19 protein-coding genes and 2 pseudogenes are annotated in these 15,704 nt (G+C 68.5%); 9 read left to right on the top strand and 12 right to left on the bottom strand.

Features of this window, described 5'->3' with window-relative positions:
- Positions 1 to 116: 116 nt before the first annotated feature.
- The 6 genes from ACGFU7_RS24765 (at position 117) to ACGFU7_RS24740 (ending at position 3,881) form a co-directional block, all read left to right on the top strand.
- Complete coding sequence (locus ACGFU7_RS24765; RefSeq protein WP_393698327.1) at positions 117 to 245, top strand: hypothetical protein; 129 nt, start codon at positions 117 to 119, stop codon at positions 243 to 245.
- A 3-nt stretch (positions 246 to 248) separates the two neighbouring features.
- A complete protein-coding gene (locus ACGFU7_RS24760; protein WP_019072426.1) occupies positions 249 to 452 on the top strand; it encodes a cold-shock protein in 204 nt (67 codons plus the stop codon).
- A 567-nt stretch (positions 453 to 1,019) separates the two neighbouring features.
- Entirely contained in the window at positions 1,020 to 1,223 is a 204-nt protein-coding gene (locus tag ACGFU7_RS24755) for a cold-shock protein (RefSeq protein WP_393698325.1), read from the top strand.
- Between the two features lie 324 nt (positions 1,224 to 1,547).
- Positions 1,548 to 3,062, top strand: a complete 1,515-nt coding sequence (locus ACGFU7_RS24750) for a DEAD/DEAH box helicase (protein WP_393698324.1) — start codon at positions 1,548 to 1,550, stop codon at positions 3,060 to 3,062.
- Between the two features lie 46 nt (positions 3,063 to 3,108).
- A complete protein-coding gene (locus tag ACGFU7_RS24745; protein ID WP_393698323.1) occupies positions 3,109 to 3,513 on the top strand; it encodes a CBS domain-containing protein in 405 nt (134 codons plus the stop codon).
- A 56-nt stretch (positions 3,514 to 3,569) separates the two neighbouring features.
- Positions 3,570 to 3,881 (top strand): SCO5918 family protein, encoded by a 312-nt coding sequence (locus tag ACGFU7_RS24740; protein WP_393698321.1) that lies wholly within the window; start codon positions 3,570 to 3,572, stop codon positions 3,879 to 3,881.
- Between the two features lie 110 nt (positions 3,882 to 3,991).
- On the opposite strand, the gene ACGFU7_RS24735 is transcribed toward ACGFU7_RS24740, so the two are convergent.
- Entirely contained in the window at positions 3,992 to 4,351 is a 360-nt protein-coding gene (locus ACGFU7_RS24735) for a hypothetical protein (protein WP_393698320.1), read from the bottom strand.
- Between the two features lie 216 nt (positions 4,352 to 4,567).
- Positions 4,568 to 4,672: pseudogene (locus ACGFU7_RS24730) on the bottom strand (IS5/IS1182 family transposase); the annotation flags it as partial.
- Between the two features lie 267 nt (positions 4,673 to 4,939).
- Between ACGFU7_RS24730 and ACGFU7_RS24725 the strand changes: the two are divergent.
- Positions 4,940 to 5,275, top strand: a pseudogene (locus ACGFU7_RS24725) (CocE/NonD family hydrolase C-terminal non-catalytic domain-containing protein); the annotation flags it as partial.
- A 59-nt stretch (positions 5,276 to 5,334) separates the two neighbouring features.
- On the opposite strand, the gene ACGFU7_RS24720 reads toward ACGFU7_RS24725, so the two are convergent.
- The 6 genes from ACGFU7_RS24720 to ACGFU7_RS24695 all read right to left on the bottom strand — a co-directional run bounded on the left by ACGFU7_RS24720 (position 5,335) and on the right by ACGFU7_RS24695 (position 9,860).
- Positions 5,335 to 6,207, bottom strand: coding sequence for an amino acid ABC transporter permease (locus ACGFU7_RS24720; RefSeq protein WP_393698319.1), 873 nt, complete (start codon positions 6,205 to 6,207; stop codon positions 5,335 to 5,337).
- Positions 6,204 to 6,848: an amino acid ABC transporter permease gene (locus ACGFU7_RS24715; protein WP_393698317.1), complete on the bottom strand. Its 645-nt coding sequence runs from the start codon at positions 6,846 to 6,848 to the stop codon at positions 6,204 to 6,206. The genes ACGFU7_RS24720 and ACGFU7_RS24715 overlap by 4 nt, the downstream gene beginning before the upstream one ends.
- Before the next feature lie 17 nt (positions 6,849 to 6,865).
- Positions 6,866 to 7,777: a glutamate ABC transporter substrate-binding protein gene (locus ACGFU7_RS24710; protein ID WP_393698459.1), complete on the bottom strand. Its 912-nt coding sequence runs from the start codon at positions 7,775 to 7,777 to the stop codon at positions 6,866 to 6,868.
- Positions 7,778 to 7,791: 14 nt separating this feature from the next.
- Positions 7,792 to 8,535: an amino acid ABC transporter ATP-binding protein gene (locus ACGFU7_RS24705; RefSeq protein WP_393698458.1), complete on the bottom strand. Its 744-nt coding sequence runs from the start codon at positions 8,533 to 8,535 to the stop codon at positions 7,792 to 7,794.
- 122 nt (positions 8,536 to 8,657) lie between these two features.
- Positions 8,658 to 9,098, bottom strand: coding sequence for a DUF6278 family protein (locus ACGFU7_RS24700; protein ID WP_393698316.1), 441 nt, complete (start codon positions 9,096 to 9,098; stop codon positions 8,658 to 8,660).
- Between the two features lie 141 nt (positions 9,099 to 9,239).
- A complete protein-coding gene (locus tag ACGFU7_RS24695) occupies positions 9,240 to 9,860 on the bottom strand; it encodes a TetR/AcrR family transcriptional regulator (protein ID WP_393698314.1) in 621 nt (206 codons plus the stop codon).
- A 48-nt stretch (positions 9,861 to 9,908) separates the two neighbouring features.
- On the opposite strand from ACGFU7_RS24695, the gene ACGFU7_RS24690 reads away from it, so the two are divergent.
- Positions 9,909 to 10,628: an SDR family oxidoreductase gene (locus ACGFU7_RS24690; RefSeq protein ID WP_393698313.1), complete on the top strand. Its 720-nt coding sequence runs from the start codon at positions 9,909 to 9,911 to the stop codon at positions 10,626 to 10,628.
- A gap of 501 nt (positions 10,629 to 11,129) precedes the next feature.
- Positions 11,130 to 12,308, top strand: coding sequence for a Cmx/CmrA family chloramphenicol efflux MFS transporter (locus ACGFU7_RS24685; protein WP_393698312.1), 1,179 nt, complete (start codon positions 11,130 to 11,132; stop codon positions 12,306 to 12,308).
- A 149-nt stretch (positions 12,309 to 12,457) separates the two neighbouring features.
- On the opposite strand, the gene ACGFU7_RS24680 is transcribed toward ACGFU7_RS24685, so the two are convergent.
- From ACGFU7_RS24680 to ACGFU7_RS24665, 4 genes are read right to left on the bottom strand one after another with little or no spacing between them, the layout of a single operon-like run.
- Entirely contained in the window at positions 12,458 to 13,237 is a 780-nt protein-coding gene (locus ACGFU7_RS24680) for an exodeoxyribonuclease III (protein ID WP_393698310.1), read from the bottom strand.
- 48 nt (positions 13,238 to 13,285) lie between these two features.
- Positions 13,286 to 13,942: an MBL fold metallo-hydrolase gene (locus tag ACGFU7_RS24675; protein ID WP_393698308.1), complete on the bottom strand. Its 657-nt coding sequence runs from the start codon at positions 13,940 to 13,942 to the stop codon at positions 13,286 to 13,288.
- A gap of 12 nt (positions 13,943 to 13,954) precedes the next feature.
- Positions 13,955 to 15,232 (bottom strand): 4-carboxymuconolactone decarboxylase, encoded by a 1,278-nt coding sequence (gene pcaC / locus ACGFU7_RS24670; protein WP_393698307.1) that lies wholly within the window; start codon positions 15,230 to 15,232, stop codon positions 13,955 to 13,957.
- A gap of 49 nt (positions 15,233 to 15,281) precedes the next feature.
- Positions 15,282 to 15,683 (bottom strand): HNH endonuclease, encoded by a 402-nt coding sequence (locus tag ACGFU7_RS24665; RefSeq protein ID WP_393698456.1) that lies wholly within the window; start codon positions 15,681 to 15,683, stop codon positions 15,282 to 15,284.
- Between the last annotated feature and the right edge of the window lie 21 nt (positions 15,684 to 15,704).

Below are 15,704 nucleotides of genomic sequence, written 5' to 3'. Positions count from 1 at the left end.
TGGTGCGCGCCCGCCGGGTACCGGCGGGTCCCGCACACACATGTCGGGGGTGTGACGCATGGCTCGTTTCCTCTGGTGACAGGGTGTGCGGACGTGTAGCGTCTGCGTAAGCTGTCATGGTTCGGAAGCTCCCCTTCGCCCACGTCTTCGGCGTGGGCGTTCTGCTGTGCTGTGCCGCAGGAACCAGGGCGATCACCTCCGCCTTCCGCGCGTTGTGGGAGGCGTTCACCGGCTGGAAGGCATGAGACATGGCTACGGGAACTGTGAAGTGGTTCAACGCGGAGAAGGGCTTCGGCTTCATCGCCCAGGACGGCGGCGGCCCGGACGTGTTCGCCCACTACTCCGCGATCAACTCCTCGGGCTTCCGTGAGCTCCAGGAAGGCCAGGCCGTGACGTTCGACGTCACCCAGGGCCAGAAGGGCCCCCAGGCCGAGAACATCAACCCCGCCTGACCATCCCCGCCCGCGCTTGGAGCGTACGGCTGCCCCCGGGCGGGCCCTGCTGTCCGACTGGTTCACCGGAACAGCGGGCGCCGGCCTTCAGGCGACGGTGGCGGGATCCGGGGCGCACGTGATCAGGGCCGCGCAGCAACAGCTGCGCGGCCCTGATCTGTGTCGAGACCGGCGTACGGGCCGATGGGGCCGACGTCGGGCAGGACAGTGCCACCGGAGTAGTTGTGCCCTCCGAGCCGTGAACAGCGACCGCTCTTCCTGAAATGCTGCGCTACGGGTGGATCAATATCTATGACCGCGAGGTAAGGGTTTAACGCGCCACGCGGGGAGTGTTTTTACCGCAACGAACAGAGTGGAATTATTTAACGTACACAGCCCGCTACCGCATGCTACTGTCGATCTCAGTTGCAGTCTTGGTTCCCAAAACTTCAAGCGCCTTCGTCGGTATTTTTCATCCGCTGGAAGCGTTTTTATATTTCCCGGTCATTTTCCGGGCGGGGCATCATCGCGGCGACCCGGTATCCGTGCATTGCGGATCTCGGCGTACTGCCCCAAGGGAGATATGACATGGCGTCTGGCACCGTGAAGTGGTTCAACGCAGCCAAGGGTTTCGGCTTCATCGAGCAGGACGGTGGCGGCGCTGACGTGTTCGCCCACTTCTCGAACATCGCGGCCCAGGGCTTCCGTGAGCTCCAGGAAGGCCAGAAGGTCACCTTCGACATCGCGCCGGGCCAGAAGGGCCCGACGGCCGAGAACATCGTTCCCGCCTGACGCTGACGCGCACTTCGTAGCTGGGGCCCGCATCCCTCGGGGTGCGGGCCCCAGCTACGGGCATTTCCCACAGAGGTTTCACCTGTGGGACAACCACCGCCCGCAGACCCTTCTCCAGGGATGCGGCCTCTTCAAAGCTGCACCCGTCGGCGTCCCGGATTTCACGTCCGCATGACGTCACCTATTTCCTTGCCTGCACCCGCACCGGATCCACTGCAGGTCAGATTCACTTTCGCATTCCATTCGGCTCGTTCTTGCGATTCCCCGCGCTGCTCTTCCGCTGCGGGAATTCCTTGATACGTGCCGTATCAAGGAAGGTTCTGAATGAACCCCACACGTACGAACGACCGCTCCTCCCGCACCCGCAGCCGTACCGGCGGCCCCGCTTTCGGCTCCGGCTCCGGTTCGGGCCGGGGCAGCCGCTTCGGCTCGACCGCCCCGAGCCGTTCTGGGGGTCCGAGCCGCTCGGGCGGCCACGGCCGGCGGCCCGCAGCGGTGCAGGGCGAGTTCGCCCTGCCGAAGACGATCACTCCCGCGCTGCCCGCCGTCGGGGCGTTCGCCGACCTCGACATGCCCGAGCGGCTGCTGGCCGCGCTGACCGCGCAAGGCGTGAGCGTCCCGTTCCCGATCCAGGGCGCGACCCTGCCCAACACCCTCGCGGGCCGCGACGTCCTCGGTCGCGGGCGCACCGGCTCCGGCAAGACCCTCGCCTTCGGCCTGGCCGTGCTGGCCCGCACCGCCGGACAGCGCGCCGAGCCCCACCAGCCGCTGGCCCTGGTCCTCGTGCCGACGCGTGAGCTGGCGCAGCAGGTGACCGACGCGCTCACCCCGTACGCCCGCTCGGTGAAGCTGCGCCTGGCCACCGTCGTCGGCGGAATGCCGATCGGCAGGCAGGCCAGTGCCCTGCGCGGTGGCGCCGAGGTCGTCGTCGCGACGCCGGGCCGCCTCAAGGACCTCATCGACCGCGGTGACTGCCGGCTGAACCAGGTCGCGATCACCGTCCTGGACGAGGCCGATCAGATGGCCGACATGGGCTTCATGCCCCAGGTCACCGCGCTCCTGGACCAGGTCCGCCCCGAGGGCCAGCGGATGCTGTTCTCCGCCACCCTCGACCGCAACGTCGACCTCCTGGTCCGCCGCTACCTCACCGACCCGGTCGTCCACTCCGTCGACCCGTCCGCGGGTGCGGTCACCACGATGGAGCATCACGTGCTGCACGTCCACGGCGCCGACAAGCACCGGACGACGACGGAGATCGCGGCGCGCGAGGGCCGGGTGATCATGTTCCTGGACACCAAGCACGCCGTCGACCGGCTGACGCAGGACCTGCTGAACAGCGGTGTCCGGGCCGCAGCCCTGCATGGCGGGAAGTCGCAGCCGCAGCGCACCCGGACCCTGGCCCAGTTCAAGACCGGGCACGTCACCGTGCTCGTCGCGACGAACGTCGCGGCGCGCGGCATCCACGTCGACAACCTCGACCTCGTCGTCAACGTCGACCCGCCGACCGACCACAAGGACTACCTCCACCGCGGCGGCCGTACCGCGCGGGCCGGCGAGTCCGGCAGCGTCGTCACCCTGGTCACCCCCAACCAGCGCCGCGACATGACCCGCCTCATGTCGGCCGCCGGCATCGTGCCCCAGACCACCCAGGTCCGCTCCGGCGAGGAGGCACTCAGCCGGATCACCGGCGCCCAGACCCCCTCCGGTATCCCCGTGACGATCACCGCGCCGGCGGCCGAGCGGCGTACGCGCAGCGCGGCCTCACGCGGCCGACGCAGCCCCGCTTCGGCTGCCCGGCGCGTGATCGTGCGACAGTCCTCCTTTGATGCGGCGGCCTAGAACCTTCGTGATCAGGAAGCCGACCCATCTCTGCAGGAGGCACGTTTTGACGCTGGTTCAGGTGCAGCCCCGCTCGACGAGCGCCACCCCCATTCACAGGACGGTGGCCGACGCCATGGACACGGCCGGACCGCAGGTCTGTGACGGCATGACCGTCGAGGTGGCCCTGTCCGTCATGGCCAGTGCCCGCGCCGGGCACCTGCTCGTCTGCGACAACGACGGCCTGTGCACCGGACTGGTCACCCAGGCCCAGCTCGCCGCAGTCCGTGACAGCTCCGCGTACACGGACCGGGTCCAGCTGCGCGACATCCGCGGCGACCGTGGGCCGTTCACCTCGCCCGTGGCCGCGATGGCCGACGCCGAGCACGCGATGCGCTGCCGCCGGCTCGATGCCCTGCCTGTCGTCGACGAACAAGGCAGCGCTCTGGGCGTCCTCGCCCTTGCCCGCTGAACCGCTTCACCGCGGCAGCAGAACCATCCCCCTTCATTCTTCTCCTGTGAGGCATCATGCGCTGTGTCATTGCCCGCTTCCCGTTCGACCTCACCAGGAGCGGCGTCCTGGAATCCATGAAGGGCGTCAAGCCCGAGCAGGTCATCGGCGAGTCCGTGATCATCGGCCGCCGCACCTACCCCGTCAAGCAGGTCGGGCAGATCATCACAGGCCAGGACCGCCGCGATTTCAGCGCCGGCGAAGCCCTCCGGGCCATGACCCAGCTCGGCTTCACCTGCCCCGGCCTTCCCCGGACCGCCGCGCCCACGCGCGTCCTCAGCCCGTTCCAACAGGCTTCCGCGATGCTCGGCGCCCCTGCGGCCGTCTGACCGACGGGTAGGCGCGAGCCGCCACCAGAACAGCGGTGAGGGTCCGACCGGGATGTGCCGGTCGGACCCTCACCGCGTACCGACGGGATTCTCAGCGCGCAGCGGCGGGGTCAGTGATCGGAGTAGCTGAAGTCGCCCATGGTCCAGGCACTGACGTCCTCGATCGCCACGCGGTACATCCCGCCCGTCTCCGGGATCCCCACCGTGCCCTGAAGAATTCGCGCCACATGGAAATGCAGATGCGTGGGCGGCCCCTCCTCGCGCGTCGTAGCGGTGAAGACGGCGGAGAAATCGCTCAGGAGGGCCGAGTCCGCCAGGACCTGCGACACCCGCTGCCTCCAGACGGCTTCGGGAGCCAGCCGACCCGTGATGACTGCACCACCGGTGACCACGGTCAGAGACATCTGATTGCTGTGCCCGGACTCCACCAGGGTGGCGACGTCAACGAGCAGTTCGTCAGGCTTCGACATGAGAGGCGATTCTGATCACCGGCCGTCCGGTCGGCTTGAGCAGTGGTGCGACATGGAAAATGCAAGATCGAACTGCGCAGACGAGGACGCCGCGGACCGCTGCGTTCCTTCTTCGCCCAGCTAGCCACCGCACACACATGCAGCGTTAGGGAAGAAAGGACACCGAGCGCGATCGAGGCCCCATTTCTGGCAGTTGCTTGACACGTCTTCCGCATCGGATGTCTTCTTCCCGCCGTCGAAGCCGCGCGAGGAGGCGGGCACGGTCGTGGCGGCCTTGACCGACTGCGCGTCGATGATGCCCGCGGTCGGCTCCGGATCCCGGACTGTCTTTCGTGCGGATGGTGCGTCTCCGCTGCCCCGTCGGAGCCCGTTTATGGCAGGTGCATGATGCGTTCTTTCGCTACGGGACGACCGGCTCCGTCTTCGGCGGAAGCATCATCGATATCACCGGCCCGCACGGCCAGGCGGCGGAGATGTTCGGTGTCTCCGACAGGCCGGAGGGGACCTGGTGGTGGGCCAGCCGGGTCGGCGGGAGGCAGGCGCTGCTCGCAGCGGTTCGTGGATCCCGCGCGCGTCGGAACAGCACATCCGGGCACGGCCAGGCTCCACACCACATTGACCAGCAACAAGGAGAGCGGCACCTTCGTCGCGTATCTCTTCTACGACGAAGGGCCGCTCGGCCTCGGCAAGCTGGTCAGTAACGCCCCCTATACCTTCCACGGACAGAGGCCGGGCCGGCCGTTCCCCGTAGACCTGGAGCTGTTCTCCACCGCCTACGATGTCCCGGCCGGTCACCGGCTCGCCCTGGTGATCGACACCGTCGACCCGCTGTACATCGAGCACAACCCGGCCGGCTCACAGCTGACCTTCTCCTCGCCCCCGGTGGACCCGTCGTACGTGTCCGTTCCCTTGCGCGAGAAGTGATCACCGGCTGCTGCCGGGCGGGCACTGCTCCTCGGGGACCGCTTCGCAGCGGATCCCGGCTACTGCACTCCCGGCAGCAGCGTTCCTGGTTCGGCCGGTGCGACTTCCACGGCCTTCGTCTTCGGATTGCGCCGCTCCCGCCTGGCCACCCAGGTCGCGAACCAGGAGAGCAGCATGCACATCCCGATGTAGATCGGCGAGATCACCATCACCACAGGGATGAAGGGAAGATCGTAGTCGAGATTGGACGCGATGAGCTTGCCCGCATGGAGGAATTCCTCGTAGGTGATCAGATAGCCGAGCGAGGTGTCCTTCAGCGCCACCACCAGCTGGCTGATGATCGTGGGCAGCATGGCGCGCACCGCCTGCGGGGCCAGTACGAACGTGGTGACCTGCGTCTTGCGCATCCCCAGGGCGCATGCGGCCTCGCGCTGGCCGCGCTCCACCGAGTTGATTCCGGTACGGAACACCTCGGCGAGCACCGACCCGTTGTACAGGGTCAGACCGGTGACCAGCGCGGGCAGCGGCTGCACCTTCAGCGCCACGAAGATGAAGAAGATCATCACCAGTACGGGCATGGCCCGGAAGAACTCGACCAGAAGCGTCGAGACCCAGCGCACGACCCGGTGGTCGGAGAGCCGGCCGACGGCGAGCACCGCCCCGAGCGCGAGGGAGAGCACCGCGGCGTACGCGAACGCCTTGAGGGTGTTGCCCAGTCCGCGCAGCAGCAGCTCCTGAATACCCTTGTACTCGAAGGGTGTCCACTTGGCGCTGGTGAACTGTTCGGTGTCGAAGAGCAGATAGATGACCCAGCCGACCAGTGCGAGGATCAGGGCCGTCGAGCCGATCCCGTACAAGCGGTGGCGTTTACGGGTGACCGGGCCAGGGATGTCGTAGAGCGCGGTGGGGGACGGAGCGGTGCGGGTGGTCATCGGGCGACTCCCCAGCGCTTCTCCAGCACATTGAAGAGCGCACTGATGGACAGGGTGATGATCAGGTAGCCGACGGCGATCCAGACGAAGGTCCAGATGATGCTGTAACCCAGCTCGTTGAGGGTCTTGTAGGTGCCGAGCAGCTCGGTGACGCTGAACGCCCCGGCGATCGCCGAGTTCTTGGCGAGGGCGATCAGCGTCGAGCCGATCGGCGGGATCACCGAGCGGAACGCCTGCGGCAGCACGATGTCGTTCAGCGTCTGGCCGAACGTCATACCGAGGCTGCGGGCCGCCTCGCCCTGCCCCGTCGGCACGGTGTTGATGCCGGAGCGCAGCACCTCACAGATGAACGCGGAGGTGTAACAGCCGAGCGCGAGGACCGCGAAGACCTTGAAGGGAAGCACCAGGCCGAAGCGCGGCAGTCCGAGCAGGACGGCGAAGAAGAGCAGCGTCAGCGGGGTGTTGCGCAGCACCGTCACCCAGACCGTGCCGAGCACCCGGAGCGAGCCGACGGGTGCCACTCGGCAGGAGGCCATGAAGAAGCCGAGGAGCAGGGCCAGGATCGAGGAGTAGACGGTCAGCTCGACCGTGCCGAGGAAGCCTTTGCCGTAGAGCGAGAAGTTCTGTGTGAGTACGTCCATGGTCGATGCCCGCCCTCTCAGGTCGCCGGGTAGCGGTCGATGGGCGGCGGAGTAGGCGCCGGCACCCCGGACAGGCCGAGTGTGGCCTCGAACGCCTTCTTCCAGTTGCCGTTCTTCTCGTTCGCCTCCAGGGCGTCGTTGAGGGCGAACCGCAGCGCGTTGTCGCTGCGCGGGACACCGATGCCGTACGGCTCCTCGGAGAACGGCTTGCCCACCACCTTCAGCTCCTTGGGCGCCTTGGCGGCGAAGCCCAGCAGGATCGCGTCGTCGGTGGTGACGGCGTCGACCTGGTACGTCAGCAGGTTGTCGACGCAGATCGAGTACGTGTCGTAGGCGACCAGGATCGCCTTCGGGTAGTCGGCGGCGATGCGCTGGTACGGCGTCGATCCCGCCGCCGAGCAGACCGTCCTGCCGGCCAGGTCCTGAGGGCCGTTGATGTCGTGTTCGTCGGTGCGGACGAGCAGCGACTGCCCGGCCATGAAGTAGGGCCCGGCGAAGCCGACGAGCTTCTTGCGCATGGCGTTGATGGTGTAGGTGCCGACGTAGTAGTCGATCTGGCCGTTCTGAAGCGCCGTCTCGCGGTTGGCGGAGGCGATGGTCTTGAAACGGATCGTCTTCGGGGCGAAGCCGAGCGAGGCCGACATCATCCTGGCGATCTCGATGTCGAAGCCGGAGTAGACACCGGTGGCAGGGTCCTTCTCGCCCATATAGGGCTGGTCCTCCTTGGCCCCGACCCGGAGGTATCCGCGCTTCTTCGCCTTTTTCCAGGTCGGTGATCCGGGCAGCCGGAAACTGGTGTCGACCTTGTACACGGGCAGTTGCTCGGGCTTCGGGCCCTTCACCGGCGGGCTGCCCTCCTTGCCGCACCCGGCGGCGAGCACGGCCAGCAGGAGACCGGCGCAGGCGGCCAGAACTCTTCTCGTACGCAACACGGAGCCCCCCGTCAGTGCTTGAGGATCTTGGACAGGAAGTCCTTGGCGCGGTCACTCTCCGGAGCGGTGAAGAACGCCTCGGGAGTGCGGTCCTCGACGACGCGACCGTCGGCCATGAAGATGACGCGGTTGGCGGCGGAGCGGGCGAAGCCCATCTCGTGCGTGACGACGACCATGGTCATGCCGTCCCGGGCGAGCTGCTGCATGACCTCCAGCACCTCGTTGATCATCTCCGGGTCGAGTGCCGAGGTGGGCTCGTCGAAGAGAAGCGCCTTGGGGTCCATGGCGAGGGCCCGCGCGATGGCCACCCGCTGCTGCTGGCCGCCGGAGAGCTGGGCGGGGAACTTGTCGGCCTGCGAGGCGAGTCCGACGCGCTCCAGCAGTTCCCGGGAGCGCCGGTCGGCCTCGTCCTTCTTCCGTTTGCGGACCTTGAGCTGCGCGAGCGAGACATTGGCCAGCACGGTCTTGTGCGCGAACAGGTTGAACGACTGGAAGACCATGCCCACTTCGGCCCGGAGCTGAGCCAGCCCCTTCCCCTCCTCGGGAAGAGGTCTGCCGTCGATCGCGATATGACCCGACTCGATCGTCTCAAGCCGGTTGATGGTCCGACAGAGCGTTGATTTACCGGAGCCGGAGGGACCGATGACCACCACCACCTCCCCGCGGCCGACGGTGAGATTGATGTCCCGCAGTACGTGCAACTGTCCGTAGAACTTGTTGACGTCCCGCAGCTCGATCAACGGATCGACGGCCATACGCTGCCCCACCCACTTGTCGCTATGTCGAGGTCAGCGCAAACTATCCAGCGCGAAAAGGGACTTCGCCTTCGACACGCACAAATGGGGCATAAGGCGTCTTATCTGGTTTGGTGAAAGTTCTACCCCTCAGCCGACTCCGAGTACACCTGCGAGAGCTCGGGGCTGCCGGCCATCGCCCAGTCCAGCCCGGCCTCGACCACATCGATCTCCCGCCCCGAGGCGAGCCGCACCACGGGCTGCCCGCTCGGCCAGATGTTCCAGACCGCGCCGGGGACGTTGCGCACCAGAACGGTGCCCAGGTACAGCCCCGCGTCGTTGCCCAGCCAGGGCAGCTCCTCGGGATCGTCGCGCCAGCGCGGCGGCAACTGGTCGAGAGCCGCCAACGAGGCCGGGCTGTCGTCCAGTTCGAGCCCCCGCTGCCCCACCCGGACACGCAGCAGCTCGCACTCGGCGAGGAGCTCGGCCACGCCCTCAGGATCAGCCGCGACGGCGGCCGCGAGCCCCGCTCCTCGCGTACCGTCGTGACGCTTACGCCAGTTGTCCAAGAAAGGGATGTTCATACCACTCAGGGTCGCATCCCTGACGTGTTACGCACCACAGGGCGCGCGGCCTGTCGTTCGAGTGCTGAACCGGACACGAGCGCCCCGGCCACGCGCCGCCGCGCGCGCCGCCCGCAACCGCCCGCGGCAACACGACAGCACTCACCCCTCCCGGCCGCCGGACGCGGCCGGGTCCGGTGCGAGAACGGCCAGCAGCTCGTCGGCAAGGTCGCCGTCGAGGGCATGGTGGGTGGCCAGGACGCGGTACCAGAGCGTGCCGAACACGATGTCGAGCACCGTGGACGGGGCCGGGCGCGCCGGCAGGTCGCCGCGGTGTGCGGCGCGGTCGAGGACCGCCCGGAGCGCGTCGCGGCGCCGCTCGAGAAAACCGGTACGGAACCGCTCGCCGAACTCGGCGTCGATCTGGGCCTCCGCCATCAGCGTGCACAGGATGTCGCTGACACGCTGGTGCTCGGCGAGCCGGTAGGTGTCGTCCAGGAACGCCCGCAGGTCGTCGCGGTACGAGCCGTGGTCGGCGGTCGTGATGTACAGCTCGCCCTTGGCGGACAGGGCGTCCAGGAGGACGTCGGCCTTGGTCCGCCACCAGCGGTAGATCGTCTGCTTTCCGCAGCCGGCCCGGGCAGCGATGCCCTCGATGGTCAGGCCCGCGTATCCGACCTCGCCCATCAGCTCGAACGCGGCGGCCAGGATCGCCATCCGGCTCTCTTCACTCCGCTTGCGGCCGGGCCGGGATGTGGTGGGGGGTGCGTTCTCCGTCGACATGGTGCTAGCTTAATACGAGACGCCACGGTTCGAATTAGGAGATGTCCTATGTCTCAGCGCACCGCACTCGTTGTCGGGGGAACCTCCGGCATCGGGCTCGCCTCGGCCCGGCTGCTGCACCGCCGCGGTACGACGGTCCACATCGCCGGCCGCAGCAAGAGCCGTCTCGACGAGGTCGCGGCCACCGACCCCGAGCTGATCGGCCACCGGGCCGACGCCGCGAACGCCGACGAGATCGGCGCACTCGTCGAGTCCATCGGCACCATCGACTGGCTGGTCCTGACGCTCAGCGGCAGCGACGGCATCGGCCCGATCGCCGATCTGGACCTGGAGGTGCTGCGCGGCGCCTTCGACGCCAAGTTCTGGGCGCACCTCACCACGGTCAAGGCCGCCCTGCCCCATCTCGCCGAGGACGGCTCGATCACTCTGCTCGGCGCGATCACCGCCCGCGCCGGTCTGCCCGGGACCTCGGGCGTCGCCGCGATCAACGGCGCGGTCGAGTCCCTGGTCAAGCCCCTGGCCACGGAACTCGCTCCGATACGGGTGAACGCGGTCTCCCCCGGGGTCGTCGACACCCCGTGGTGGAACGGCATGTCCGAGGAGGCCAAGCAGGCGTACTTCGCACAGGTCGCCGCGGTCCTGCCGGCGCGGCGCGTCGGCACCGCGGAGGACATCGCCGAGGTGGTCGTTCTCGCCGCGACCAATGCCAACACCACGGGCACGGTCATCGAGTCCGACGGCGGTGCGCGCCTCGTGTCATTGGGCTGAGTCCGCACCGGTGACTCCGCCGACGGGTTTGCCTGTCGGCGGAGTTCCGCGCGCGCAGCAACAGGCGTGCCCCGGATGTGCCGGTGCTCCGGCGTTCCGGCGTTCCGGCGTTCCGGCGTTCCGGCGGAAAATGGGCTGGTGACGAGGAGATCCGAGCTGGTAGCTTCGCGATCATGTCCAGCCCCGAGTCCAACAGAGACTAGCCGCCGGTCCACCGGTGGCTGATCCGCTGTCGAGTTGATCCCGCACGGCCGAGTACCGGTCGTGGGACCGCTTCCGCCGGGCTGCCGCCGCAGGATCACCGCGGTGTGGGCTGCGCTTTCCCCCTATGCGCTCGTGATGCACTCATGCGCAGATTCTCCGGCTCCGGCGCCCGCCGAGTTGCCGAGTCCCGTCCATGAACACCCCGGACGTTCTTCCGTGTTGCCGCTCGTCATGACGGGCGGGCGCGGCCCACACCCCCTGTCTGGTCCATCCATCAGCCGTCCATGGGGTTCCTTCATGCCATTTGCTGTCTACGCGCTCGGGCTCGCCGTCTTCGCCCAGGGCACATCCGAGTTCATGCTGTCCGGTCTGGTCTCGGACATCGCCGCCGACCTCCATGTATCCATTCCGTCCGCGGGACTGCTGACCTCGGCCTTCGCGATCGGGATGGTCCTCGGGGCTCCGTTGATGGCGCTCTTCAGCCGGAACTGGCCGCGCCGGCGTGCCCTGTTGTTCTTCCTCTGTGTCTTCAGCGCCGTTCATGTCATCGGCGCGCTCACCCCCAGCTATGGGGTGCTTCTCGCGACGCGGGTCGTCGGAGCGCTGGCCAATGCCGGTTTCTGGGCCGTGGCCCTGGTGACCGCTCTCTCCATGGTCGGGCCCGGGGCCCGGGCACGCGCGACGTCCGTGGTGGTCGGGGGCGTCACCATCGCCTGTGTGGCCGGGGTGCCCGCCGGTGCGGCGCTGGGCGGGCACTGGGGCTGGAGGTCGGCGTTCTGGGCCGTGGCCCTCGTCTCCGTGCCGGCTGTCGTCGTGATCGCCAGGACGATTCCGGGAACACGGCCGGAATCCGCACCCGCACCCGCGCGCGACGAGCTGCGGGCGCTGGCCCGTCCGCGGCTGCTGCTGACCCTGCTGACGAGCGCCCTCGTGCAAGGAGCGACGTTCTGCGCGTTCTCCTACTTCGAACCGCTCGCCACCCATGTCACCGGGCTCGGTGCCGCCTGGGTGCCCGCCCTGCTCGCGCTGTTCGGCCTGGGCTCGTTCGTCGGGGTCACCGTCGCCGGCCGGATCATCGACGCACGGCCGGTCGCCCTCACCACGGCCGGTCTGGTCGCACTCGGCACCGGCTGGACCGGGTTCGCACTGACCGCCGGGAGCCCGGTCGCGACAGTCGCGCTCGTCTTCGTCCAGGGGATGCTCGCGTTCGGCACCGGGACGGCACTGATCTCGTGGGTGTTCCGGCTGGCGTCCGACGCACCAACCCTGTCCGGCTCGTTCGCCACGTCCGCGTTCAATGTGGGCGGCGCGCTCGGCCCCTGGTTCGGCGGGCTCGCGATCGGCGCGGGGTTCGGATTCCGGTCACCGCTGTGGGTGAGCGCGCTGCTGATGGTCCTGGCGCTGGGCACCGCCGGGGCGTCACTGGGGATGCGCCGGGCGGTCGATCGCGGTCGGGACGGGGTTCCCGCGGTCTGACGGGCAATGGGTGAAGCCCCGCCCGGCGCTGAACGGGCGGGGCTGTCCTGGTCACAGCAAGCAGCCAGCAAGCGGGATAAGGACATCAACCATCGTATCGGCGACCACTGACAACGACGGCCGTCCGAGGCGTCAGGTGCTGGAGGCCGTCAGAGATCGAGGTCCACGACCACCGGGGCATGGTCGGACGCACCCTTGCCCTTGCGCTCCTCACGGTCCACATAGCTGTCCTTGACCGCCGCGACAAAGGGCGCGTTGCCGTAGGTGAGGTCGATCCGCATGCCCTTGTTCTTCGGGAAGCGCAGCTCCCGGTAGTCCCAGAAGGTGTACGGGCGGTCGTACTTGAGCGGGCGCGGCATGACGTCGGACAGGCCCTCCTGGCGCAGTGCGGCGAGGGCGGCGCGCTCGGCGGGAGTGACGTGGGTCGCGCCCTCGAACAGCGCCGGATCCCAGACGTCCTCGTCGGTCGGGGCGACATTGAAGTCGCCCAGGACCGCGAACGGCTGCGAGCCCGCGGCGTCCGCGGCGACGGCCTTCTGCAGGGCCTCGAACCAGCGCAGCTTGTACGCGTAGTGTGCGTGCTCGATCTCGCGGCCGTTGGGCACGTACACCGACCAGACGCGGACCGGACCACAGGTCGCGGAGATCGCCCGGGGCTCCTGCACGCCTTCGTACTCGGGGCCGCCGGGCAGTCCCTTGACGACGTCGGACAGGCCGGCCCGGGAGACCAGCGCGACCCCGTTCCACCGGCCGGTGGCGTTGACCGCGGACTCGTAGCCGAGCTCGCGGAGCTCGTCCGCCGGGAACTGCTCGGCTGTGCACTTGGTCTCCTGGATGCACAGCACATCCGTGCCGGTGCTCTCCAGCCAGGCCAGCAGCCGTGGGAGCCGGGCGGTGATCGAATTGACGTTCCAGGTGGCGATGCGCATGCACGTAAACCTAGCGGCTCCCACTGACAGTCGCCGGACCGGCGGCGGTCACAGGCCGGTCGAGTCCCCCGGGGTCAGCCGGCCGTGGTCGGCGCCGCCGAGGCTGCCGATCAGGTTGTCGTAGACCGGGCGGGCCAGATCGGCGAGCAGCGCGTCGTGGATATCGATGGCGCGGCGCGGCTTGACCTCGCGTACGTAGTCGATGACCTCGGAGATCTTGTTCCAGGGGGCCATCACAGGGATCAGCAGGGTATCGACCGGCTGGTCGGGGACGGTGAGCGCGTCGCCCGGGTGGAAGAGTGAACCGTCCACCAGGAAGCCGATGTTGGTGATCCGCGGAATGTCCGGGTGGATCACCGCGTGCAGCTCGCCGTGCACCTGTACGTCGAACCCGGCCGCGGAGAAGGTGTCGCCGTGGCCGACGGTGTGGACCCGGCCGGGGAAGGCAGCCGAGAGCTGGTCGGCGACGCTGCGCAGGGTCCAGATCTCGGCGGCCGGATTGGCCTCCATACCGGCGCGCAGCCGCCCCTCGTCGAAGTGGTCGACGTGCTCGTGCGTCACCAGTATCGCGTCGGCGCCGACGGCAGCGTCTTCCTCCGAGAAGCCGCCCGGGTCGATGACGAGCGTCTGCCCGTCCTTCTCCAGACGGATACAGGAGTGCGTCTTCTTGGTCAGTGTCAGGTGCACGGGGTTCGCGGTGCTCATGGCCCCATCCTGCTACGGGCGGGGCGTTGTTTCTTCCTGAATCACGATCTGGGCGATCGAGAAGGCGGCGCTCGCGGCCGGTACTCCGCAGTACACGGCTGTCTGCATCAGCACCTCCTTGATCTCGGCCGGGGTGAGGCCGTTGCGCAGGGCGGCCTTGACGTGCGCGGCCAGACTCTCCAGATGGCCGGAGGTGACCAGCGCGGTGAGCGTGACACAGCTGCGGGTGCGTCGGTCCAGGCCCTCCCGGGTCCAGACCTCGCCCCAGGCGTAGCGCGTGACGAGCTCCTGGAAGTCGCCGGTGAAGTCGTCGGAGGCGGCCATGGTCCGGTCCACATGGGCATCGCCCAGCACCTCGCGGCGCACCTTCATGCCGGGCTCGTACGGGTCGGCGCGTCCGGTGGTCCCGGTCTCGGGCCGCGGTGTGGCGGCGGTGATCTCCGCGATGGGCAGCACGGGGGTGGAGAGCTGCGGGGCGAAGGGCGGGACGGGGATGGCGGCGAGGGTGTCCTGCCAGGCCGTGGAGAAGTGGGTGAGGAGCAGATCGGTGACGGCTCCGGGCTGCTCGACCGGGGCGAGGTGGGAGGCGCCGGGGACGAGGGCGAGCCGGGCGTCCGGTATGCCCGCGACCAGGGTGCGGGCGTCGCCCGGTCCGGTGACCCGGTCCTCGGCGCCGACCAGGACGAGGGTCGGGACGGTTATGCGGCCGAGTTCGCCGCGGATGTCGAAGGCGGCGAGGGCCTCGCAGGCGGCGATGTAGCAGCCGGGGTCGGTGGTGCGGACCATCTGGACGGCCCACTCGACGATGGCCGGCTGGGCGGCGGCGAAACCGGGGGTGAACCAGCGCTCCGGTGCGGTGCGGGCCATCGGCTCCAGGCCGTTGGTGCGGACGACCACTCCGCGCTGGCGGAACTCGTCGGCGCTGCCGAACCGGGGCGAGGCGGCGACCAGGGCCAGCGAGGCGACCCGGTGCGGGTGGCGCAGCGCGAGGTCGGCGCCGATCGCGCCGCCGATCGAGCAGCCCGCGTACCCGAAGCGCTGGACGCCCAGCCCGTCGAGGGTGGCGAGCAGCCGGTCGGAGAGTTCGGTGACGGAGGTCGCGGGGTGGGCGGGGGCGCCGCCGTGGCCGGGGAGGTCGAAGCGGAAGACTCTCCAGTGCTGGGTGAGCTCCGGTATCTGCCGGTCCCACATGTGCCATGTGGTACCGAGGAAGGGGCCCAGGACCAGGACCGGGGCGTCTTCTGGCCCGTCAAAGCGGTATTGCAGGGTGTTCGTCGGTTTCTCGCTCACCCGTCCGACCCTCTCATCTCTCACGGGATCTCACATGACCGGGTCGAACCTAGCGGTTTTTGTTCCTCTCGCTACGACAGGTCCGGCACTGTCGGAACCCCCGAGGGTCCAGGTACGAGTTCGCCGGCGTGTACTCGTGACCGTGCCGACAGCGGGTCCTACGAGCGCGCGCCTTCTCCCAATCCCTGCGACGAAGAGCTTCCTCCTTCGTCACTGCCTCCAGGTGCTTCGCGTTGCAGCATCGCGTGTGGTGGAGGCCCCGAGGCTCAGCATGACTCAACTGGAAGCCTTCCGGGATCTCGCCCACCAGAAGCTTGAACACCACCCGGTGGACGAGTTCCGTCTTCCCCTGGTGGGAGACTGTGCCGTAGCCGGACGGGCCCTCCCGGTTACAGCTACCAGTCCACAGCCAGCAGCCGGACTCCGGGTCCACCTCAATCTTGCTAGCCATACGTCTGGGCAAGTCGCTCGG

Origin of the sequence: Streptomyces sp. NPDC048473 (assembly GCF_043200155.1) — a bacterium.
Taxonomy (GTDB): Bacteria; Actinomycetota; Actinomycetes; order Streptomycetales; family Streptomycetaceae; genus Streptomyces.
Note: the sequence above shows the minus strand (reverse complement) of the source record. Positions and strands in the feature narration are given on the sequence as shown.